The organism is Maribacter litopenaei, from assembly GCF_025244665.1.
In the GTDB taxonomy this organism is placed as follows: Bacteria; Bacteroidota; Bacteroidia; order Flavobacteriales; family Flavobacteriaceae; genus Maribacter; species Maribacter litopenaei.
The window spans coordinates 3,064,559-3,085,894 of the sequence record NZ_CP104205.1 but is presented as its reverse complement, the minus strand read 5'-3'; the positions used below and the strand labels follow the sequence as shown (position 1 = coordinate 3,085,894).

The following is a 21,336-nucleotide window of genomic DNA, read 5'->3' as shown; positions in this document are numbered from 1 at the left end:
TGAGTGAAAAAGCATGTTTTTAAGTGTATTGACGGCCATACCTGTGGAAATCCGGTAAGGTTGATTGTCGAAGGTGCGCCTACTTTGGAGGGGTCGAATATGAGCGAAAAGCGGCTTCATTTTATGAAGGAGTATGATTGGATCAGAAAGGGCTTGATGTACGAACCTAGGGGTCATGATATGATGAGCGGTGCTTTTTTATACCCCCCTTCCAATCCTGAAAACGATTTTGGCATTGTCTTTATAGAAACGAGTGGCTGCCTTCCCATGTGTGGTCATGGTAGTATCGGTGTGATAACCATGGCCATCGAAGAAGGGGTTGTCGTTCCTAAGGAACCCGGCAAGATCAGAATGGAAGCCCCGGCAGGTTTGGTGGAGGTGACCTACGAACAGAACGCAAACAAAGTGGAATGGGTAAAACTGGTTAATGTCGGTTCTTATTTGGCAGCATCGGATCTGACCGTTTCCTCCAGTTTTTTAGGGGAACTTACTTTTGATGTTTCGTATGGTGGAAACTACTATGCCATCTTTGATCCACAGAAAAACTTTTCGGGATTGCAGGATTATTCGGCCTCCCAATTGATAGAAATGGCCCGGGAACTTCGGCAGAATATCAACTTGAAATATCCTGGAACATTCGTGCATCCGGAAAATCCGTCCATCAAGGATGTGAGCCATGTGCTTTGGACGGGCACCACCATTTCACCTGGTGCTACGGCCGGAAATGCCGTTTTCTATGGAGATAAGGCGATTGATCGTTCCCCTTGTGGTACCGGACCTCGGCGCGCATGGCCCAGTGGTATGCCAAAGGGAAACTGGGGCTTGGAGAAGAGTTTGTACATGAAAGCATCATCGGTTCAAAATTCATAGGCATGGCTGAAAAGGAATGCAAAATTGGTAATTTTACGGGCATCGTACCAAGTATACAAGGGTGGGCGAGAAAGTATGGCTATAATGAAATTACCATCGATGAATCGCACCCTTATGCCATGGGTTTTCAAGTAATATAATATGGCTGAGAAGAAAAAGACATTGATTATTGGTGCTGGTGTAATGGGGCTTTGTTCAGCCTATTACCTGCACAAAAAAGGGCATCAGGTCACGGTAGTGGAAAAATCCATGGGCGGCCAAGGAGCCTCTTTTGTAAATGCCGGATACCTAACGCCCAGTCATATTGTACCTATGGCGGCACCCGGGGTAATTACAAAAGGATTGTCAATGATGTTGAACCCTAAAAGCCCGTTCTATATCAAACCGCGATGGGATTTCGATTTCTTTAAATGGGCCTGGGCCTTTCATAAATCCTCGACCAAGGAAAAGGTGGACAGGGCCGCACCCATTATCAAGGACATCAATCTTTTAAGCTCAAGTTTGTACGATGAAATAAAGGAATCCGGTGATTTGGGAGACTTCCATCCGGAGAAAAAGGGGCTTCTCATGATTTATCAGACCGATAAATATGGAGATGCCGAGAAAAAAGTGGCCTTAAAGGCCAAGGAATTTGGTTTAGAAGTTTCTCATTTGGAAACCGATGAATTAAAGAAGCTGCATGGGGATACCCAAATTATAGGGAAGGGAGCCCTTCATTATTTTTGCGATTCCCATACCACGCCAACGGTCTTCATGGCCAAAATGAAGGAGTATCTATTAAAGAACGGCGTTCAAATAAACTATGGCGAAGCGGTATTAAAGTTCGAGTACACAAATACCACAATCAACAAGGTGCAAACCGACAAGGGAATTTACCATCCGGACAACGTGGTTTTGGCTTCCGGATCTTGGAGCAATGATTTGGTAAAACAGCTGGGTCTTACATTACAAGTACAGGCAGGGAAAGGGTATTGCATCGATGTGCATCGGCCCACGGGAATAGAACTTCCGGCGATTTTAATGGAAGCCAAAGTGGCGATTACACCCATGGCTGGATTTACTAGGTTTGCAGGTACCATGGAATTTTCAGGAGTGAACTATGATATAAATGTGGTAAGGGTAGAGGCAATTGCAGAAGCAGTAAAGAAATTCTATCCGGATATTGAGATTACCCAAACGGAAATTGAAAATGCTAAATGCGGACTTCGCCCTGTCTCCCGGATGGCCTACCATATATTGGAAAAACGGAAAAATTCAATAATCTTTTCATTACAACGGGCCATGCCATGATGGGCTGGAGTTTAGGGCCCGCTACTGGAAAATTAATTTCTGAGGTTATGGATGGCGAAACTACTTCCATGGATATAACCCCTTTTGACCCCACAAGAAGTTTCGATTAATCCGCTTTTCAAAACATCAATTGTAATACCATACGTTCATACTTTCCAAAGCATCCCTTACAAAGGCATTGTTGGTCAACGTACCGGCATATTTAAAGCCATGTTTACTATAGGTTATATTTAAACCGTAGCTCGTAGCCCTTGCTAAAGCGTAAATAGTGGTACATCTTTTATTATCCATAAGCGTCTTGATTTCTTGGACCAAGTAGTAGGAGAGGTTTTGTCCCCTATAGTCCGGGTGTGTGGCAAAATCAACAATTTCAAGATTGGATTCCTTCGTATGTTCCCTTAATATGGCGGAAACCAAGAGCTCGCCCCTAACGAACAAGCCATGAAATTGATGGTCCAATTCCGCCAATTGCTCAAGATCTTGCTCCCTTTTTATGTGCTTAGGATGATATTTATAGGCTTTCTCGTGCAACGCTACCAATTCGGAAAAATCATTTTTATCCAACTTTCTTACCATGTAATCATTTGGAACCCTCATATGCGGATTTTCGTTGGGCTTGTTGGCGGCCATTGCAATGGTTTTAACCGTTTCTATGGTTTTTAATTGCTTTTCATCGCATTGGTGCCTGTTCTTGCTTAAATAGTCCGCCAAAAAATATCCCGTGGTCATACCATTATATAACCCGGGTATTTTTGCCTCTACCTTGTATCCATTTGATTTAAAATGGTTGATGGCATCTTCAGGAACCCTACTCAGAATCTTATCGTACTTTTTTTGTTTTGCCAAGGCCTTCATTTTTGGCAAAATCGAATCAATTTTTCCTGAATTAATTTCACTTAGATAAACGCGATTATGGATTTCGCCATGATATATGGTTGCCCCGTCTATACTTTCTATTGTTTCAAACATATATTAAGATTTGGTTTTGAATAGAATTGCTACTTTCTTATTTGACCGTCGCCAAAAACGTAGTATTTATTGGTGACCAATTGCTCCAATCCCAGGGGCCCCTGTGGTGGAGCTTGTCCGTACTAATGGCAAGTTCCGCGCCTACGCCCATTTGACCGCCATCGGTAAATCTTGTGGAAGCATTTTGATAGACCGCTGCGCAATCCACCTCCTCCATAAATCGCATGGCACTTCCTTTATCATTGGTCATGATGGTGGCTGAATGCCCTCCGGAATGTTCGTTGATTTTGGCTACCGCTTCGGTTAACGAGTCTACTGCCGCCAAACAGCATTTCATCGCCAGGAACTCTTCCTTCCACATGGCTTCGTCCGTAATCGGTTTGGCAGATGTCAAGGTCTTGCCCACCGTTTTGTCCACCCACGTTTCAACACCTTTGTAGCTCAATAGATTGTACAACTCCGTCAGTTTTTGTTCGTAGTTATCGATTTTCTGACTGATCAGTATTTTGTCCAACGCATTACACGCCGAAATTTTATCGGTCTTAGCGTTCATGATTACCTTGATGCTTTTTTCCCAGTCGGCAGTAGTGTCCACATACAGGAAATTGTTTCCCCTACCACTCACAAGAACCGCGCAGTTGGCATGTTCCTTCACAAAATTGATCAACCTTTCCCCGCCCCTAGGGACGATGAGGTCCAATTTTTCTGTTGGATTTTTTAGGAAATCCTGTGTTTCCTGTCTGTTCAAGGTCATTAATTGTATATAATCCTTTGGAAGGCCGTTTTCCTCCAAGGCTTGGTGCCAAAGTTTGGTAAGTATGGTATTGCTATGCAAAGCTTCCTTTCCGCCTTTCAATAGAATTTTATTACTGGCCTTAAAGGCTAAGACAGCCGCTTCTATGGTTACATCCGGTCGCGACTCATAAATAATCATAATGGTGCCAAAGGGGGCCGTTTTATTGATGATTTCCAAACCATTTTCCAAAACCCTTGTTGAAATTGGTTTGTTTACAGGGTCTTCCTGACTATGTACTTCCTTGATCGATTTAATCATACCATCAATTTTGGTATCGGTTACAATAAGTCGATCAAACATGGCCTTAGTCCTCTTTTTGAAAGAGTTCAAGGTCTTTTTTATTCGCTTTGATGATGCCTTCCCTATTTTCATCCAACAGTCGCATCATACTGTCCAAAACGTTGTTTTTTTTATCCGTAGTCAATAGTTTCATTTTATTAATTCTTCTTCTTCCAAGGTGACTCTAGTACCTACATTTTTACCATCGATGATGTCGATGATGGTATTATTATTTTTACCATTGGCTATATAGGTAGGAATACCGTTGGCCGCAGCCTGCTGGGCATAATCCAATTTGGAGCCCATACCTCCACGTCCTTCCTCTTCTCTCTTATTATTGTCCTTAATATACTTATCCAAATTTTCTTCCGGTTTTACATGTTCTACCAGATTGCTGTTCTTGGCTTTGGGATCTCCTGTGTAAAGCCCATCTATATCGGTAAGGATAATTAACCTGTCCGCATTCAAAAGTTGTGCTATAAGGCTCGCCAGCTCATCATTATCCGAGAACATACTCATGGTTACCGAAACAGCGTCATCCTCATTTGCAATGGGTATAACACCTTCTGAAAGAAGACCTTCGCAACAATTGATCATATTTTGTCTATGGATCCCTGGACTAAAATCTCTTTTTGTGGGAAGTACCTGGGCACATTTCATTCCGTAATCATGAAATATATTATAATAAAGCCGCATCATTCGAGGTTGTCCAATGGCAGAATATACTTGCCTTCGCTGGGTTCTATCCTCAATATTGGATTTACCCAAAACCTCTTTTCCTGCAATTACGGAACCTGAGGAAACTAGTACTGTAATGATATCCCTTTCATATAATTTCGCGATTTGTTCGACCAGATTTCTGAGAACTGGCCTAACAATTCTATTGTCCTTGTTGGTCATTACATTGGTACCAACCTTTACCACTATTTTTTCTTTATACATAGGATTTTTCTTTTCCAAGTTCAATGGCACGTTCAAAAGCGGCGAATGCTGCTTCCTTAATCAATTCACCTACGTTGTTGCCCTCCATACTGTCAAGTGCAGCGCGGGTAGTGCCTCCCTTGCTGGCCACTTTGTCCATCCAGGAATTAGGTGATAGATCGTTCCGGTTAAATAGTTCAATGGCACCGGTAAATGTTTGGCTTACGAGCACCTTGGAGACGTTTTTGGAGAATCCCATTTTCAGTGCGGCTTCCATCATACTTTGCATAAAGTAAAATACATATGCAGGATCACTACCCGATATTCCTGTGGAAGCGTCGATAAAGTTTTCATCACTTACCAAAATAGATTTACCCGTAGTGTCCAACAAGCTTTCAATGGTTAATAGCTCTATTCTAGAGATTTCTTCCGATGCGACAAAAGATGTTAGTCCCTTGCCTATTTTGGCAGGTAGGTTAGGCATAGCCCTTACCACTTTCTTTAATCCGGTAAGTTCTTTAATTGTGTTGATGGTAACCCCGGCCATTATTGAAATAACGATCTGACCTTTGTTCACCAATGGCTCCATTTTCATCATTAAACCATCTGCATGATAAGGTTTAACTGCAAGAAAAATAATGTCCGCTTGGGGAACACATTCTGCCAACTCCTTAAAAGTGTCGAACTTGGCCTCTTTCCTAAGTTCTTCTAATTTTTCCTCGGAGGTATCCAATACCATGATATTTCTTCTTTTCAAAAGTTTGGATTTGGACATTCCTTCTGCGTAGGTAAGTCCCATATTTCCTGCTCCGATTACTAAAATCTTCATATTATAGTTTTGTTGTTTATTAAAATTTGAAATTGAATTTTTAGCTTAAACGAATAGCATTTTTTCTACTCTATTATTTTTTTTAGCGAAAAAAGTGTGCGTGTATTTGTGAATGGTTTTGAACGGCAACCCTAAAAAGTATTTTTTAATATAGGTCACTTTTGAGTTTAAGCGTCCAAGTCTTGTTCTGTACACTTCTCTTACATTACTTTCTCTTTTTACATAAATAATCTTCATTCTTTGGTATTAGTGGGTGTGTAACATAAAATTATACGCTGGTCTTACAAGTTTGCCATGTTAAGCTTATGTTATATTGATTTTCAGGTGGTTAATCTTTAAAGATTAACCAATATTATAGTGATATCGTCAATTTTATGACTGTATTGCAACTGTATTGATAATGGGGAACAAAACGATTATTGGTCTTCGTTCTCCAATAAATATTGCTGCTTATATTCGGCTTTTTGTAGTGCTTCTCTCCTTTCAGTGGATTGTTTGGTATAATATTGATTGTCTTTAATAGTATCCAATACTTTAGTTCTTCTGTATTTTCTCTTATACCGTTTTAGGGCTCTCTCAATGGATTCTCCTTCTTTTACTTCTATCTTTAGCATATTCTTTTTTTTATAAATAGGTTCTTAAAACTTTGTTTCGGACTTATTTCTTAGTGCACGTAGTCCTTTTTCACGTACTTGTCTCACACGTTCCCTAGTAATATCAAATAGTTCACCAATTTCCGAAAGACTCATCGGCGGTTCCTTTCCAATACCATAAAATAGGCGAATAACATCACGTTGTCTTTCGGGTATGGTGTTTAAGGCTTCGTCCAAGTCCTTATTTAGGGATTCTTCCATCATTTTCTCATCTGGTTTGTCCGCATCTTTAGAGGATAGGACATTGTAGAGATTTGATGACTCTTCTTCCTTAAAAGGCGCATCCAGTGATAGGGACTATACCGGAATTCTTTATGGAACTTTCTACCTTTTTTACGCTCATATCCAATTCGTTGGCAATTTCTGATGGAATTGGAGGACGTTCCAGTTTTTGCTCCAATGAGGAATATACCTTGTAAATTTTGGTATTAGTGGCTATTTTATTTTGAGGCAACCTTATAGCCTTACCTTTCTTGGAAAGGGCCTGTAAGATGGATTGCCTTATCCACCAAACGGCGTAGGAAATGAACTTAAAACCCCTAGTTTCATCAAACCTTTTGGCGGCTTTAACCGGACCTAAGTTTCCTTCGTTGATTAAATCGGTTAATCGTAAGCCTCTATTTTGATACTGTTTGGCAGCGGAGACTACAAATCTAAGATTGGCGTTTACTAATTTTTCCAAAGCTTCCTGATCCCCTTGCTTTATTCGCTGGGCCAATTCCACCTCCTCTTCTGCCGTAATCAAATCAATTTTATTGATTTCTTGAAAGTATTTTTCAAGTGACTTGGTGTCGCGGTTGGTGATTTGCTTTGTAATTTTTAGTTGACGCATAAAAGTGTTTTAGATTATGACTAATTCATAACCTACACCTTTTATCTAAAAATCCAAATAAATGGCCAAAAACCTTTATTTTTAAAGGAAAACAGTCAAGATTTTACTGAAAATGGCGCAATTCGACATGAATTGGGGTAAATTGGAAAATCTGATCCTATGATAAATCCAAAGGATCAGTAAAAAATGATGTCTTGAGGAAACTTCTTAGTTATTCAAATTTAGAGGCGTCCAAATTGAAGAAGCGAACAGCGTTGTTAAAAAGGATATCGCGTTTTTGCTCTTCGGAAAGATAATTGGCATTTTGTATAACACCAATGGAAGTTTCTAGTAGACCGGGCCAAATCATTAAATCCGTTCCGTATAATATCCTTTTGGCAAAGCCTGCCTGTACCAATCTTTTTAAATAGGCATGAATTTCTTCCAACGGATAGCTCCAAATGAAGCCGGCCAGATCCACATAAACATAGGCATTCGCCCCCATCAAGGCAATCATTTGGTCTGCCATGGGATACCCTGCGTGCATTACCCATATTTTTAGTTTAGGATGTCTTGCAAGCATATCTTCCAAGAGAAATGGTTGGCCAAGGGATGCACGGTATTTAGGTGAAGTTATATTGGCCATGCCATTACCACCAGTTCCCATATGTATTCCAACAGGTATGCCTAATTCTTCGGCGACTCCAAAATATTCGTCTAAGGACATGTCACTTGGTGACATTCCTTGATATTGTGGGGCAACCTCGCCCATCACCTTGTAAAAACCATTGGAAAGTGAGTCCCTAAAGGCTTCTACAGTCATTTGATTGGAGTTGCTTATGCCCAGGGAAGGGATAATCTTATCCGGTGCTGCGCTGTGCCATTTATGGATGACACCAGCATCACCACTTACCACCATGGTTATATTCAATTCTTTGTTGGCCCTTAGGATGGCTTCTTGCATTTCGGCATCTGTTTTGGCGGCTTTTAGCGGTGCTACACAGTCGGTATTCATAAAGGAAGGTGGCTCTTGGTTAGGGCCGCTTCCCGGCATATCCTTGAGAAACCAAGGACACATCTCTGATGTGAAATTTGGATTTGCCTTCATGGCATGTACATGAACATCGATGATGGGTAACCTCTTTTTAGTTTCTTGAGCCTGTCCAGTGCCAATGCTCAGGGTGAGAAAAAGAGCCAATTGCAGCGAAAAAGGTAATTGTTTACTAATTATAGTTAGTTTCATTATTTAAATTTTAGGGTTTAGGCTATTGTGCGATTATTTTTTGATTATTTAAAAAGCATGGGAGCAAACTCGGAAAGGTATATTCTCCAATTGGTCCAAGTATGTCCACCTGTACTTTCTCTGTACGTATACACAAAATCGTGCTTGTCCAGTTCTTCGCGCATCGTAACTACACTTTCATAAAGAAAATCATCTTTTCCGCAGGCAATCCAATATAATTTAGGATTTGCATCCTTGAGTGCCACTATTTGTTCGGCTCTTTTAGAGTGATTCACTTCTATTCCAAAACGGCTTAAATCTGCAAAACCCATACTCATGACCCCAATGTAATTGAAAAGGTCCGGGTGTGCGAAGGAAGTATTCATGGTCTGCAAACCGCCCATACTTAGACCTGTAAGCGCACGGTTTTCTTTGTTGGCCTTAACTTGGAAATTGGCTTCTATATAAGGAATGACGTCATTCACTAGACTTTTTTCAAAAAGCATACTGGCCATTCCTCTCCCGGATACATCTACATTGGGCAATTTTGGAGTGATAGTCTGTGCAGCAGCTTGTGAGGGATTCCCATTGGTCATTACCACGATCATTGGTTTCGCTTTTCCACTATTGATCAGGTTGTCCATAATTGTTGGAGCGACACCTAACGTAGGCCAAGCTTCTTCATCTCCACCTCCGCCATGCAAAAGGTATAGAACTGGATAATCCTCGTTGGACTCATAATATCCTGGAGGTGTATATACATACATACGACGTGTTAAATCCAGCGTTGGTGAATTGTACCGGATTTGATGTACACTTCCTTTTGGGCCAGTCTTTGCCCAATATAAGTCTGAAGCTTCACCTGGTATATAAAGTAAGCTTTCAGTCCTAAATATTCCATCGCGGGCCACTTTTAAATTTGAAGGGTCTAAAGTGGTAACCCCATCTACAGAAAATGTATAGCCATATAGTTCAGGTTCCAACGGACCGACTTTTGTGCACCAAACTCCTTTATCGTCTTTAGATAGTTCTACGGTCTGTCTTAACATACCTTGTTCGCCATTGGGTACCATAGCCATCCAATTGCCCGATAGACTTACGCTTTCGGCTTGTGGGGCCTTAATTCTAAAAACAACGGAATTATCTTCTTCAACTTCCGGTGATACCAGCCGCTCTGTTTGTCCTACTTCTTGGGAACGAATCAAAGAAGGGAACATTGTGAGGACTACCATGAACAAATACAAGGATTTTCTAAAGGTCTTCATCGCAAATGAGTCCTTGGGTTTTTGATATTCATTTTTCATGTTTAAAAGTTTATTGGTTAATTTAATCTCTTTAAGATTTTTGCGGGAATACCGCCCATAACTGTGTTGGGTGGAACATTCTTATTTACTAGGGCACCAGCGGCCACTACCGAATTCTTACCTACTGTTACGCCCGGAAGAATGGTGGCTCCTGCACCTATCCAAACATTCTCTTCAATAACCACTTTGCCAGGTACCATGCTTTTTCTCGTTAAAATTTCTGTCGGATGGTTTTCTGAAGTTATATTCACTCTTGATCTGATCATCACATGATCCCTAATTTCAATACCTCCCAAATCCAAAAAACTACAGGCATGGTTGATAAATACATTTTTACCCAGCATAATATTGATACCGATGTTGGTATAAAATGGGGTGAACAAGGTGGTGCTTTCATCTACTTTTTTACCGATGATTTCACCCAAAAGCCTACGGATTTCATCTCCATCGTCCGCACTGTTCAATTGGTTGGATAACTTTTTAGTTCTGTTGACCATTTCCCGTATTGCGCTATAATCGGGATCGTCCATAGGGATAACCTCACCTGAGGTCAAACGTTCAAATATGTTTTTTTTGTCCATGATTACTTTACTCGTGTTCCTTTGAATAAATTATGGTTCTAAGGTTATGGGTATGACTTTCAAATTGTTAAATGATTGAAAGTTTGTGGATTTCTTTTGAAATAATCTGTCGGCTTATTAATTATAATCTTGGAAATGTAGTGATTTATTTAAAGAAAGAGGCTTTTAAAAGTGTTAAAGTCTCAATTTGAGACAATAGAAAATGGCCTTGTCGAGCTTCCAAGGAAATAATAGGTGATCCTAATACTGAAAACACCTGTCTTAGACCGAGTTTAGTACCGTACCTGCCTTTAATTAACAAAAAAGACCTGTAAATTTTACAGGTCTTTTTGCGCTTAATTATTTCAATAATTACCCTACTATAGGTTTTAGGTTGGTAACAAAGGGTTGATGGTAATGCCGTTGTCCCGTTGCCTTATACAATGCATTGGCCAATGCGCCCATAATAGGAGGAAAGGGCGGTTCACCCATACCCGTTGGGTCAACATCACTCTCCACAAAATGGGTTTCTATTGATTTTGGGGCTTCACTATGTCGAATTAATCGGTAACGATCAAAATTGTTTTGTTCCGCACTTCCTTCATTAAAAGTAAGCTGGCTATACATGGCATGGCCAATGCCATCCACAGCACCGCCTTCTGAAAGGTTGGCAGCTGCCCCTGGATTCACTACGATACCACAATCGATAGCGGCAGTAACCTTATCCACTACCGGTTTGTTTCCGTCCATAACAACATCCAAAACCTGTGCTACATAGCTTTGGTGACAGAAGTAGGCAGATACACCTCTATGGACTCCTGGCTGATCCTGTCCCCAATTGGCTTTTTCACGAACCAATTCTAACACCCCTGCATAGCGGGAGGCATCATAATCGTTGGATTCCGGGCTGCCCACAGGATTTTCTTGGGCACGTTTTAGCAATTCCAATCTAAAGTCAATAGGGTCTTTGCCCATTTCCTCAGCCAATTCATCCAGGAACGATTGCTCTGCCCCTGCAATAAAATTGGATCTTGGCGCACGAAAAGCACCTGTTGTGATATTGGAGTCCACCGTGAAATCTTCCGCCAGATAATTATCAATGGCCCCAGCCGGGAAGCGATTTGCAAACAAGGGACTTTCTGGTATACCACCAGCTTTTACATGGAAACCAATCAGGTTGTTGTCTGCGTCCAAGGCCGCACGATATGTTGCATAATAGGCTGGGCGATAAATACCTTGGCTCATATCATCTTCACGGGCATAGACCAATTTTATTGGGGCTTTCATCCGTTGCGATATAGCGGCTGCTTCCACCATAAAGTGCCCATATAGTCTACGCCCAAAACCACCGCCTTGGCGGGTCATTTGTATATCCACCTTTTCCAATGGAAGGCCCAAACGTTCCGCCACGGCAACTTCCATCCACTCCGGTGTTTGGGTAGGGCCCAACAACTCAGCATGATCTTCGGTTACATTGGCAAAAAAGTTCATGGGTTCCATGGTATTATGTGCCAAGAAAGGACAGCTATAACTGCGTTCTATAACCTTGGCAGCTTCTTTGAACGCCTTTTCCGGGTTGCCATCTTTTCGTGAAACCTTGGCGTTGCGGGCAATCATTTCCTTCAATTTTGCGGTATGGACTTCAGAATTTTCCATCCCTGCAGGATAGGTCGCCGTCATGTCGTTCCCGAACATGGAGGTAACCTCGGTTCTTTCAGGATTGTCTTCCCATTCGGCATTAATGGCCTTTTTCGCTTCAAAAACCTGCCATGTGCTTTCACCTACCACAACAACCACTTCATTGAATGCGGTAAAATGGAAAGCCATTTTCTTGTAATCGTCATCATACAGTTTTATGGAAAAAACGTCTTTTATTCCCGGCATACTTTTGGCTTTTTCGGCATCAAAGGATTTTAACCTTTGCCCAAATGCAGGTGGATGTACCAAACCGGCTATTAACATCCCTTCACGCTGCACGTCCAAACCAAAGAGGGGTTGGCCGGTAACTATTTTCTTACCGTCCACATTCTTTCCGGTAGTGCCAATAATGGAGAAATCTGAAATACTTTTTAATGTTACCTCTTCCGGTACTTCTAGACCTGCTGCAGCTGAGGCCATTTCGCCATACCCAGCAGATTTTCCGCTGGCTTCGTGCTTTAATACCCCGGCAATTGCCGTAATTTCATTAGCAGGAACTTGCCATGCCTGGGCCGCAGCTTCCTTTAACATGTGTCTTGCCGTGGCGCCAGCCATCCTCAAGTTCTGCCAGGAACTCGCAATGGAACGACTCCCCCGGCTACCTGCCAACTATATAAATTGGTGTTCAACGGTGCTTGTTCCACGACGACATTCTTCCAATCGATCTCAAGTTCGTCCGCCAAAATCATCGGCATGGATGTACGTACATTTTGTCCTATTTCAGGGTTTGGAGACATGATGGTCACAACCCCGTTATCCCCAATTTTAAGATATCCATTAATTTCATACCACTCTTTGGGCATTTCCAATTCCATGGCGACGGCCTCGGCAACTTTAGGCTTACAGGAATTGAAAAAACTAAACCCCGTAACCAATCCACCACCGGCCAAACCGGTATTTTTTATGAAGGCCCTTCGGCCTAATTTTGTTTTTACGTATGTCATGGGTTTCTATATTTAGGTTAATTCGCCATTTGAGGCCATTTTAATTGCTTTCTTGATGCGAACATAGGTACCACAACGACAAATGTTCCCGTTCATAGCAGCCTCAATCTCTTCATCAGAAGGATTTGGATTCCTTTTCAATAATGCTGAGGCGGACATAATCTGACCCGCCTGGCAATAGCCACATTGGGGAACATCCACTTCTAGCCATGCTTTTTGCACAGGGTGATCGCCATGTTCCGATAATCCTTCTATGGTGGTGATTTCCTGGTCACCGACCGATGATACCGGTAACTGACACGCCCTAACGGCATTGTTGTCTAAATGTACCGTGCATGCTCCGCATTGGGCGATACCACAGCCATATTTTGTGCCTACCATTTGTAAATGGTCCCGTAGTACCCACAACATGGGTGTAGATGGATCAACGTCTACCTCATGGGATTTCCCGTTGATCTTTAAATTGAAAGTTGCCATTTTGATTAATTTTATTTAAAAATAAACCTAATTTGTATTAAAATCGATATGAAATTCAAACCTTTTAAAGGCTAGAGTGTTAAATTTTTAAGAATTTTAATTTTTGATACCCGGAGGTTTAAGGTCTGATAGCCAATTGTCCAACAACTGTTTTACCTCTTTTTTTCGGTCATCTTTTATAGCCGTGAAAAACCCCATCCCTTTCAATGCCGCCTTTAATGGATATTCCCTTTAGTACTTTTGAATCCCTGCACAGTGCATTTATTTGTGTAAAACCGCTGCCCACGCCATAACCGGCATTGGTGTTAAAGGGGATTACGGTTTTACCACTTAAATCGTGTTGATTTAAAAAACTTTTAATGGGTGGGGGCAGTTGCATGCCCCAAGTTGGGAAGCCAATAAAAACAGTTTCGTATTCGTCTAAGCTTACTCGCGTTTTGAGTGTTGGTAGAATTCCATTGGCATTTTCGTAGGAAACCTGCTTTACGATGACGTCATAGTCTTCCGGATAAGGAATTTCAAGTTCCAAAGCCACCAAATCGCCACCCACTTTATCATGTATCATTTCGGCAACCACCTGAGTATTTTTTGTTCCGGACAAATACACGACCAAAGACCTTTCTCCAAAATGGGAAGTATCTTGACAAACCAGTAATTTGGAAATAAAAAGAAAAAGCAATGTAATTCTCATCCCAATCACTTTATCCTTTTTGACCTAAACTCTGTGGGACTTATGCTTTCGTACTTTTTAAAAAAGGAACTAAAATGATTGGGTTCCTTAAAACCTAAAACCAAGCCAACCTTATGAATGGGCCAATGTTTTTTTCTCAACAGTCTTTTGGCCTCTTTTAAAAGAGATCTGTTGATGTTTTCCGTAGTACTACGTCCTGTGTATAATTTGACGCATCTATTTAAAGAATTCACATGAATGTTCAATTCATTGGCAAAGTCTGAAGCCGTTCTGAATTTTAAAACCTGGGAGGAATCCTTTATGGGGAATTGTCCTTCCAATCTTTTCAAGAAGTTTTCCCCTATTTCCGAGATAGGTCTTGGGCTTTTTGGATGATAGGGAGGAATTCATTTTATATTCTTTCTCTTTCTATAATTACCACCAAAACGGTAGTCCAACGAAATGTTCCATAGAAAATCATCTTCCGGTGCGATTTCCGTCTTTAAGGCTTTGTTGAATATGGCGGAAACCGTTACAGGAAAGTCCTTTTTTGCCAACGTAATGAAACCAACGGCATAATAACCTTCGTCACCATCCAGTCGTAAATAATAAGCTTGTGGCGACACATTAAAATATAATTGGTTGGTAATATATAGGTTGTTGAAATACGAATTGAGTGTAAAAAAATGGGATAATTTCACGCCCTCATCAAAACCACGACCGTGCAAATAATACAAACCAACTCCTGTATTCTTGGTCAAGGCATAACTTGGGGCCACTTCTGCAGCTATATATCTTCTCGGATTCCAAAATATCTTCCGTTTGTCCATTTCGAACGACACTAACGATCCTAAAATTCAGGGCCGGGTGGGCACCCACCCTCAATGAGAATTTTTCTTTTTGAATGGCCTTGTACCGAAACCAAAAAAGCATGATCATGGTTTTCCTTCCAGGGCGAACCGCATATCAGGTTCAAAACTGAATCTTCCCTTGGTAAACTTTAAATCAAACATTAGGGCAGGATCACCCAAAGAAAAGGAAGGCACTAATGAAATACCATTTTGGGTAACACTGGCCACCCCACGAAAATCATCCAAAAATTTACGGTCTTCTTCTTGGGCACTTACAAATGATGCAAATCCAAATAATAATAAAATGGTCGGAATGATTTTCCTCATGGTCGGTTGCCGTTTAATTATTGAAAAGGAAGACCTAAAGTAAAATTTATTTATAACTACTATTGCAGCTTTTCGGCCACGCTGTCATAATATTCCTGGGTCAGTACCTCTGTCCAAGTGGTGGGACTGTTTCCTCCATACAGGGCCAAATAGGTCACGTCTTTATTTTTGGACGAGGAGTGCCAATGTTCCGTGTCTTTTGCACATCGAATTACATCTCCTTCCTTAAGTATTACGGGTTCCTTGCCCCTTTCTTGATAGTAGCCTTCGCCATCAACAATGATCAATACTTGTGGGGTTTCATGCTTGTGCCAATCCAACGTCGAGTTCGCCTTAAAGGTTGCCTTGGTGATGTTGTAGCCCAATTCAGCATCATCGTGAATGATTCCGTTTAGCCAAGCCTCCCCAATATAATGGGTGTTGGGTGCCTTAATCCCCTCAGTGAGGTAGGAAGAAATAGGATATTCTGAGTCTTGGGCAGAAATTCCAAAAGAAAAAAACAATACAAATAGGTAAACAACATATTTCATAATTGATAATTTAAAAATTATAAGTTTAGCCAGTAGGTCAATTTAAGGTTTATAGAACGAAATCTTGGACTATACGGATTGGTAAAATAATTATCGTTATAAACCAAAAACAAATCAGAAAGTGGTGCAAAACGCCATTGTAATCGTGAATTAATACCAAAATTCTCTTGTTGGTTGCTGTATTGTGCCAAGGTGGTCAGAATACGCTTTTACTAAAGGTGATTTCTGAACGAAGCGTGGCAAAGAAAATATCGGCATCGGCATAGGGGTCCGGTAAGCGAATGCCGTTATAATCCAACCCAACACTTATTTGCGCTTTGGGCTGTATTCGTAAACCGACCTGGCCGCCTACCGAAGAGATTTCACCGTTAAAAAAGCGACCAATGGTAGCTGTGCCACCATAGGTGAGTATATTACTGTTGTTTGATTGGTATTCAAAACTTACTTGATTAAAATGATACCCTTGATTACCGGGTAAGGGTATGGCTCCAGGTGTTCCGGTAGGGTCGAAATCTTGGGTCAGGAATATAAAATTATTTGTAAATGATACTTCGGCCGAAGCCTGATTTCTAAAGTCGGTTTCCCAACTTAAGCTGTATCGGTGGTCTGTTTTCTTATAATCCAAACTGGGTCTCCAAAACATTACTGAAAGTGCCCTAAAACCATGGGTGTTAAAAATTCCACCTTGGGGATAGGCAATGTATTGAATTCCGTTCCCCCATTTTAGAATATCCCTACGCGGTACAAAACCTAAATCTGCCCTAAAATCCTGGTCAATGTAGACCAAATCTTCAATAATGCGCCAATGTCACGGGATTGTAGGTCACCGTGGCCTGGGAAGAAAGATTTCCCTTTGAATCGTTGGGTTGAAAGGATTTGTGCAAATAGAACTTTCCATTCCGGATATTATCGGCCGATGCCAAGTTATAATCCATACCCAACACCCTGTTGTAATTTTCATCCGGTGTTATGTAATCCTCATCACCCACTACTTGCCGGTTGACCCAAAAAGCACCAATGTTGGACCGCGCTCCTATTTTTCGCTGGAGGGCAATCATCATATTGTTGTTTGAGGTAATTTCATTGGCTTCATCTTTAGCGGTCTGAATGTTCAGAAAACCTAAACGCCAATCTTTGTTGAGTTTACCGCTTAAACGAACCCCACCGATGATATCGTTCTCGGATTAAGTTCCCATTGGCATCCCTGGCCAATCCAATTCGTCTTGAAAAGAAGGGTCGGGCCTCGTTAAAAGTGTTACCGAAATTTTCAAAAAGGTCGCTGTTGTCTATAAAAAACTGGCGTTTTTCTCGGAAGGCGTACTTCAAATCGGGTCAGATTGGTGAAAATATCATCCACTTCCACATTGGAGAAATCAGGATTCAAGGTCAAATCCAAATTCATTCCGTTCCCTATAGAAATTTTGGCATCGCCGCCCGTTTTAAATTTGGTGTTTGCAACATCATTTCCATAGTCCTTATCAGCCAATACATTTATATAAGGTATCAGCGCAATTGGCATTACGGATTCTCCTAGCGGTTTTTCAAAATTCAGTTCGCCCATGTAGGCCAAACTGGATAACAATTGCTGTTGTGGCACTTTTACCCACGTATCTTGTTGGTTTACTTGGTTGTTCCATCGATAGGGTCTAAAACGCCAGGAAGTTGTTCCTTCAGGGAATTTCATTGAGGTGAAAGGTATTGCGACCTCAATTACAAAATGGTCGTCAAAACGCGTAGCTTCTGCCTGCCATTTAATATCCCAAGTGTTATTAAACGCAGTACCACCATCAGAAACCAGGCCTTCCCGTAAAACACCGTAGGGGGTCACCCCAAAAAAATAGGCTGTGGTACCGTCACTAAACGTGTCGAACAACAACGAAATATTGTCATTCGTTAAGGCGCCAAAATCGCGGCGTAAACTAGATACTACATAATCCCCTGGGGCTTTTTCAGCATAAATTCCCACATATAAATGGGTTGCTGAATATAATACTTTTACTTCGGTCTTATGTTCTGCAGCTACCTGTGTCAGACGGGAAAAATTGTTGAAAGTCTCCTGCAATCTGGGCCGTTTGCCAAATGGGTTCATCCAATACACCGTCTAGGGTAATGGTCTCATTTATGAATTTAGCTTGTATACTTTTATAAGTGTCCTGTCCGGTTGCCATTGTGGATAACAACAGGAAAAAGCTAAACATCATTAAGATTAAAACACGCCTTTTTTTAAATGATAACACTACCTACAATTTAGATGCACCAAAATTAATTAGATATATATCAGCAGGTAATACCCGGATTACGGATGTTCATACCAATATTACTGATAGGAAAAAAATCAGGTTAACTATTGTTCTAAACTGTCCATCCATTTCATTACTTTATCAGCTAATTGCAAGTGGTTATTGTCTTGCATCAGCATGTGGCTGTTACCTTTGATTCCTTCATCTGCCAAACGGACTACTTGAGCGTTACCGCCCACTTCGTTTATGCTTTTTGAAAAGGTCTCGCATTGCTCACAAGCACGTTGCCAAGAGTGGTCTATGCCAGTAGTAGTGTCTAGATAATCACCAAAAATGATAAGCATTGGAATGTTGGAGAGCCTTTTTAATTGCTCCTTACTTAAATTTGTTGGGCAATAACCAGGTTCGAGGGCTACAATTGCGGCAATGCCTTTTGGGTCTACCAAAGCAGCTTCCATAGGAAAAAAACCGGACTGCGAATGACTTATTAATACAGCTTTTTCTAAATCATTGGCTAACATGGAGAGGGCTTTGTAATTGGCATTGTAGTTGGGTAAAATCCCACTAATATCCGGCACACCTTGTTTTGAAAGTTCATCTAAAAACTCCGTTGGAAATTGGGTGTTCTCAAAAGCTTGGTTCTCGCCTGTGCCAATTCTAAAATTACGCCAAACCCATTCGTCTGAAAACCTTCGGCCATTGGCATTTGTTCAGACTTTGCTTCACCTTTTCTAATGTTGTTCAAAATGGCTTGGTTAAATCCGAACGCCCCCTGGCCACTTGGTCCACTACGTAACTTGCATGACCGTTACGTATAAAATACTCGTCCCAGCCCATACGGCCATCTCGGGGTGGTCTCCCAAGTTTTACCTGTTAGGGCCATACCATGAATCATGATAACAGGTAACTTTTTTGCTTCGGTCACCGGTGTCATATATCGTACATACATTTGATTTACGGTTATGGTTTTTCCTGGCCCAAAGCTTCCTAATTCTTCAAAAGACTGTTCTACGGTTTCACCACCCACATAAAAGCTGCCTTGCGATTGTAACACCGAGGTTCATGTGGGGTTTTTAAATCTTGTAAAGATTGCCCTAAAACTAAAGAGGTGAAAAGAAGGGTGTAGCAAGTTACAATCCACACCCTTTTAGAGTCTAAATAATCAATCATCATCGTTCAAGTAAGATTATAAATCGGTTAATACGGACGCGTTTTCACGTACACCCATTAGTTCTATTTTTTCAATGGTCGTTCTAAAATCCTTTAATTCAGTATCAGTGAACTTTACGGCTTCTGCCCCTAAATTCTCTGCCAAGTGTTTAGGGTTGGTGGTGCCCGGTATAGGCACGATCCATGGTTTTTGGGCTTGTACCCATGCTATAGCGATTTGTGCCGGAGTACACGATTTTCTCTTGCCCCATTCTTTTACCACGTTTAATAGTAGCGTGTTATTTTGGCGCGCTTCCTCAGTAAAATAAGGTACTTGGGCCCTTCGGTGTGATACTGGGGTCTCCGGTTGAAATCTGTCGGTAAGAAACCCTCTCGGCTACGGGGCCCCATGGTACAAAACCAATGCCCAGTTCTTCACAAGTATCCAAAACTTGATATTCCACTACTCGTTGTAACAATGAATATTCTGATTGTAATGCACTTACTGTTTGTTCGGCATGTGCTTTACGAATGGTATCGGGTGAAACTTCAGATAGGCCAAAGTGTTTCACTTTACCTTCTTTAATCATGTCTTTTACCGTACCAGCAATATCTTCCATAGGTACGCTTGGGTCGTTTCTGTGTAGGTAAAAAAGGTCAATGTAATCTGTCTGCAATCTTTTCAAACAACCTTCGAGAGCGTTTTTGATATTTTCAGGTCTGCTATTGCGACCCACAACTCGGCCGTTGTTGTAGTCAAAACCAAATTTTGTGGCAATCACCAATTTATCTCGTTGGCCTTTAATGGCCTCACCGACCATTTCCTCGCTCAAATACGGATCATAAACTTCTGCCGTATCCAAAAATGTCAATCCGCGATCTATGGCTTCTCTAATTACCGCGATCATGGCCTCTTTTGGCATGGGGTCGTTGTAGATTCCCGCCATGTTCATGCAACCGAGGCCCATTGAAGAGACTTCTAGGGTTCCCAGTTTTCTTTTTTCAGATATCTCGGGCAGGTTCGCCCAAAGTTGACGGTATTTTGAACCCATACTAAAAAGTGAAGGGCTTACTGCTAATGCCCCACCGGTAAGAACGGTGTTTTTTATAAACTTTCTTCGACCCAATTCAATGGATTTTACCGTCTTTTGTTGCTTGTTTTTCATTTTTTGATGTTTTGGGATTACTCTATTGATTTAACATCTTGCCACATAAAGTTGGAAATACGTTTGGCAATAAGCCATTTTCCATCCATGCGAACATATTGGTCTTGGTAACGTACACCCATGGTGGTCATGGTTTTTAGTCCATCATTGTTTCCAATTAACACAACAGTACAATATGCCGTACCCGAAGCAGTATCACCATTAATTTCGACCGTTTGTTGTCCGTTTTGGTGATATACTGTTTCAAAAAGACCCAAGAAGTTTTTAAAGGCTGTTCCTATTTGCTCGTGCCCTACTAATTTAGAACTTGAGCTACTATTACTTATAGATTCTACAACTGCATCTTTTGTAAATAAAAGTAGTTGTGCATCTACATTTTTTGTGTCTGCCAAATTGGAAAAAGTATCTACCAAATGTTTTAAATCCATTCGGTCTTGTAAGGCCTGTATGTCTTGTGCTTGTGTAGTCATAACAGAGATAATTAAAAGAATTGTGAAGATTTTTTTCATTTTTGAAAGATTTACATAGTTGATAGTTTTTAGATATATGACTTATACTTCTAATAACCAGTTTACAAATGTACCTTTCAACCATTATTATAATATGACAAATATTACGGTAATACTTGTATAAAACACTGTAAATAGCCTTTGAAAATAAAATTATCGGTATATTTTAAGAAATATTTAAAATAAGAATAGCACAAAACACTTTTTTATATAAATGGAAGAAGTAATCTTGTTAGACCATTATGATGGATCCAAAATTCCTGATAACTAT

At 41.0% G+C, this 21,336-nt stretch carries 21 protein-coding genes and 6 pseudogenes; 2 read left to right on the top strand and 25 right to left on the bottom strand.

The features are described from left to right. The first annotated feature begins 3 nt into the window (after nucleotides 1-3). Nucleotides 4-1,010 (top strand): annotated as a pseudogene (locus NYZ99_RS16755) (4-hydroxyproline epimerase). Between the two features lies 1 nt (nucleotide 1,011). After that, nucleotides 1,012-2,270: pseudogene (locus NYZ99_RS16750) on the top strand (NAD(P)/FAD-dependent oxidoreductase). Between the two features lie 16 nt (nucleotides 2,271-2,286). Here the strand turns inward: NYZ99_RS16750 and ablB are convergent. From ablB to NYZ99_RS16625, 25 genes and pseudogenes are all read right to left on the bottom strand, one after another. After that, nucleotides 2,287-3,129, bottom strand: a complete 843-nt coding sequence (ablB, locus tag NYZ99_RS16745; RefSeq protein WP_260572395.1) for a putative beta-lysine N-acetyltransferase — start codon at nucleotides 3,127-3,129, stop codon at nucleotides 2,287-2,289. A gap of 29 nt (nucleotides 3,130-3,158) precedes the next feature. Then, nucleotides 3,159-4,358, bottom strand: a pseudogene (locus NYZ99_RS16740) (glutamate-5-semialdehyde dehydrogenase). Beyond that, entirely contained in the window at nucleotides 4,355-5,146 is a 792-nt protein-coding gene (gene proB, locus NYZ99_RS16735; protein ID WP_260572394.1) for a glutamate 5-kinase, read from the bottom strand. The pseudogene NYZ99_RS16740 and the gene proB overlap by 4 nt, the downstream one beginning before the upstream one ends. Beyond that, a complete protein-coding gene (gene proC, locus NYZ99_RS16730; RefSeq protein ID WP_260572393.1) occupies nucleotides 5,139-5,954 on the bottom strand; it encodes a pyrroline-5-carboxylate reductase in 816 nt (271 codons plus the stop codon). The genes proB and proC overlap by 8 nt, the downstream gene beginning before the upstream one ends. Nucleotides 5,955-6,370: 416 nt before the next feature. Next, complete coding sequence (gene rpsU, locus NYZ99_RS16725) at nucleotides 6,371-6,568, bottom strand: 30S ribosomal protein S21 (protein WP_260572392.1); 198 nt, start codon at nucleotides 6,566-6,568, stop codon at nucleotides 6,371-6,373. A 24-nt stretch (nucleotides 6,569-6,592) separates the two neighbouring features. After that, nucleotides 6,593-7,439 (bottom strand): annotated as a pseudogene (locus NYZ99_RS16720) (sigma-70 family RNA polymerase sigma factor). Nucleotides 7,440-7,650: 211 nt separating this feature from the next. Beyond that, nucleotides 7,651-8,661: an amidohydrolase family protein gene (locus NYZ99_RS16715; protein ID WP_260572391.1), complete on the bottom strand. Its 1,011-nt coding sequence runs from the start codon at nucleotides 8,659-8,661 to the stop codon at nucleotides 7,651-7,653. 44 nt (nucleotides 8,662-8,705) lie between these two features. Beyond that, nucleotides 8,706-9,944 carry an esterase gene (locus NYZ99_RS16710; protein WP_260572390.1) on the bottom strand — a complete coding sequence of 413 codons (1,239 nt, stop codon included), beginning with the start codon at nucleotides 9,942-9,944 and terminating at the stop codon, nucleotides 8,706-8,708. Between the two features lie 17 nt (nucleotides 9,945-9,961). Then, nucleotides 9,962-10,525 (bottom strand): DapH/DapD/GlmU-related protein, encoded by a 564-nt coding sequence (locus NYZ99_RS16705; protein ID WP_260572389.1) that lies wholly within the window; start codon nucleotides 10,523-10,525, stop codon nucleotides 9,962-9,964. Between the two features lie 351 nt (nucleotides 10,526-10,876). Next, nucleotides 10,877-13,146: pseudogene (locus tag NYZ99_RS16700) on the bottom strand (xanthine dehydrogenase family protein molybdopterin-binding subunit). Nucleotides 13,147-13,158: 12 nt separating this feature from the next. Next, nucleotides 13,159-13,623, bottom strand: a complete 465-nt coding sequence (locus NYZ99_RS16695) for a (2Fe-2S)-binding protein (RefSeq protein ID WP_260572388.1) — start codon at nucleotides 13,621-13,623, stop codon at nucleotides 13,159-13,161. Between the two features lie 169 nt (nucleotides 13,624-13,792). Next, a complete protein-coding gene (locus tag NYZ99_RS16690; protein ID WP_260572387.1) occupies nucleotides 13,793-14,314 on the bottom strand; it encodes a flavodoxin in 522 nt (173 codons plus the stop codon). Between the two features lie 5 nt (nucleotides 14,315-14,319). After that, the gene (locus tag NYZ99_RS16685; protein ID WP_260572386.1) at nucleotides 14,320-14,643 is read right to left on the bottom strand and encodes a helix-turn-helix domain-containing protein; all 324 of its coding nucleotides are present in this window, start codon (nucleotides 14,641-14,643) and stop codon (nucleotides 14,320-14,322) included. A gap of 57 nt (nucleotides 14,644-14,700) precedes the next feature. After that, the gene (locus NYZ99_RS16680; RefSeq protein ID WP_260572385.1) at nucleotides 14,701-15,123 is read right to left on the bottom strand and encodes a hypothetical protein; all 423 of its coding nucleotides are present in this window, start codon (nucleotides 15,121-15,123) and stop codon (nucleotides 14,701-14,703) included. A gap of 105 nt (nucleotides 15,124-15,228) precedes the next feature. Then, nucleotides 15,229-15,471, bottom strand: coding sequence for a hypothetical protein (locus NYZ99_RS16675; RefSeq protein WP_260572384.1), 243 nt, complete (start codon nucleotides 15,469-15,471; stop codon nucleotides 15,229-15,231). A gap of 59 nt (nucleotides 15,472-15,530) precedes the next feature. After that, nucleotides 15,531-16,001 (bottom strand): cupin domain-containing protein, encoded by a 471-nt coding sequence (locus NYZ99_RS16670; RefSeq protein ID WP_260572383.1) that lies wholly within the window; start codon nucleotides 15,999-16,001, stop codon nucleotides 15,531-15,533. Nucleotides 16,002-16,197: 196 nt separating this feature from the next. Then, nucleotides 16,198-16,788: a hypothetical protein gene (locus NYZ99_RS16665; protein WP_260572382.1), complete on the bottom strand. Its 591-nt coding sequence runs from the start codon at nucleotides 16,786-16,788 to the stop codon at nucleotides 16,198-16,200. Nucleotides 16,789-16,792: 4 nt separating this feature from the next. After that, complete coding sequence (locus tag NYZ99_RS16660) at nucleotides 16,793-17,062, bottom strand: hypothetical protein (protein ID WP_260572381.1); 270 nt, start codon at nucleotides 17,060-17,062, stop codon at nucleotides 16,793-16,795. Nucleotides 17,063-17,268: 206 nt separating this feature from the next. Next, nucleotides 17,269-18,063 carry a carbohydrate binding family 9 domain-containing protein gene (locus tag NYZ99_RS16655; RefSeq protein ID WP_260572380.1) on the bottom strand — a complete coding sequence of 265 codons (795 nt, stop codon included), beginning with the start codon at nucleotides 18,061-18,063 and terminating at the stop codon, nucleotides 17,269-17,271. Between the two features lie 282 nt (nucleotides 18,064-18,345). After that, the gene (locus NYZ99_RS16650; protein WP_260572379.1) at nucleotides 18,346-18,819 is read right to left on the bottom strand and encodes an alpha/beta hydrolase family protein; all 474 of its coding nucleotides are present in this window, start codon (nucleotides 18,817-18,819) and stop codon (nucleotides 18,346-18,348) included. Nucleotides 18,820-18,839: 20 nt separating this feature from the next. Continuing rightward, nucleotides 18,840-18,986 (bottom strand): hypothetical protein, encoded by a 147-nt coding sequence (locus NYZ99_RS16645; RefSeq protein WP_260572378.1) that lies wholly within the window; start codon nucleotides 18,984-18,986, stop codon nucleotides 18,840-18,842. A 63-nt stretch (nucleotides 18,987-19,049) separates the two neighbouring features. Continuing rightward, nucleotides 19,050-19,295 (bottom strand): alpha/beta hydrolase family protein, encoded by a 246-nt coding sequence (locus NYZ99_RS16640; protein WP_260572377.1) that lies wholly within the window; start codon nucleotides 19,293-19,295, stop codon nucleotides 19,050-19,052. Nucleotides 19,296-19,427: 132 nt separating this feature from the next. Further along, nucleotides 19,428-19,721: pseudogene (locus NYZ99_RS16635) on the bottom strand (aldo/keto reductase); the annotation flags it as partial. Next, on the bottom strand, nucleotides 19,708-20,298 hold the full coding sequence (locus NYZ99_RS16630; protein WP_260575261.1) for an aldo/keto reductase: 591 nt from the start codon (nucleotides 20,296-20,298) through the stop codon (nucleotides 19,708-19,710). The gene NYZ99_RS16630 and the pseudogene NYZ99_RS16635, both read right to left, overlap by 14 nt. A 275-nt stretch (nucleotides 20,299-20,573) precedes the next feature. Beyond that, nucleotides 20,574-21,065, bottom strand: a complete 492-nt coding sequence (locus tag NYZ99_RS16625) for a nuclear transport factor 2 family protein (protein WP_260572376.1) — start codon at nucleotides 21,063-21,065, stop codon at nucleotides 20,574-20,576. Between the last annotated feature and the right edge of the window lie 271 nt (nucleotides 21,066-21,336).

Bases quoted from the DNA above. Each gene is read 5' to 3' on its own strand.
- ablB (WP_260572395.1), bottom strand. From the start codon at position 3,129: ATGTTTGAAACAATAGAAAGTATAGACGGGGCAACCATATATCATGGC.
- proB (WP_260572394.1), bottom strand. From the start codon at position 5,146: ATGTATAAAGAAAAAATAGTGGTAAAGGTTGGTACCAATGTAATGACC.
- proC (WP_260572393.1), bottom strand. From the start codon at position 5,954: ATGAAGATTTTAGTAATCGGAGCAGGAAATATGGGACTTACCTACGCA.
- rpsU (WP_260572392.1), bottom strand. From the start codon at position 6,568: ATGCTAAAGATAGAAGTAAAAGAAGGAGAATCCATTGAGAGAGCCCTA.
- NYZ99_RS16715 (WP_260572391.1), bottom strand. From the start codon at position 8,661: ATGAAACTAACTATAATTAGTAAACAATTACCTTTTTCGCTGCAATTG.
- NYZ99_RS16710 (WP_260572390.1), bottom strand. From the start codon at position 9,944: ATGAAAAATGAATATCAAAAACCCAAGGACTCATTTGCGATGAAGACC.
- NYZ99_RS16705 (WP_260572389.1), bottom strand. From the start codon at position 10,525: ATGGACAAAAAAAACATATTTGAACGTTTGACCTCAGGTGAGGTTATC.
- NYZ99_RS16695 (WP_260572388.1), bottom strand. From the start codon at position 13,623: ATGGCAACTTTCAATTTAAAGATCAACGGGAAATCCCATGAGGTAGAC.
- NYZ99_RS16690 (WP_260572387.1), bottom strand. From the start codon at position 14,314: ATGAGAATTACATTGCTTTTTCTTTTTATTTCCAAATTACTGGTTTGT.
- NYZ99_RS16680 (WP_260572385.1), bottom strand. From the start codon at position 15,123: ATGGACAAACGGAAGATATTTTGGAATCCGAGAAGATATATAGCTGCA.
- NYZ99_RS16675 (WP_260572384.1), bottom strand. From the start codon at position 15,471: ATGAGGAAAATCATTCCGACCATTTTATTATTATTTGGATTTGCATCA.
- NYZ99_RS16670 (WP_260572383.1), bottom strand. From the start codon at position 16,001: ATGAAATATGTTGTTTACCTATTTGTATTGTTTTTTTCTTTTGGAATT.
- NYZ99_RS16660 (WP_260572381.1), bottom strand. From the start codon at position 17,062: ATGATGATTGCCCTCCAGCGAAAAATAGGAGCGCGGTCCAACATTGGT.
- NYZ99_RS16630 (WP_260575261.1), bottom strand. From the start codon at position 20,298: ATGATCGCGGTAATTAGAGAAGCCATAGATCGCGGATTGACATTTTTG.
- NYZ99_RS16625 (WP_260572376.1), bottom strand. From the start codon at position 21,065: ATGAAAAAAATCTTCACAATTCTTTTAATTATCTCTGTTATGACTACA.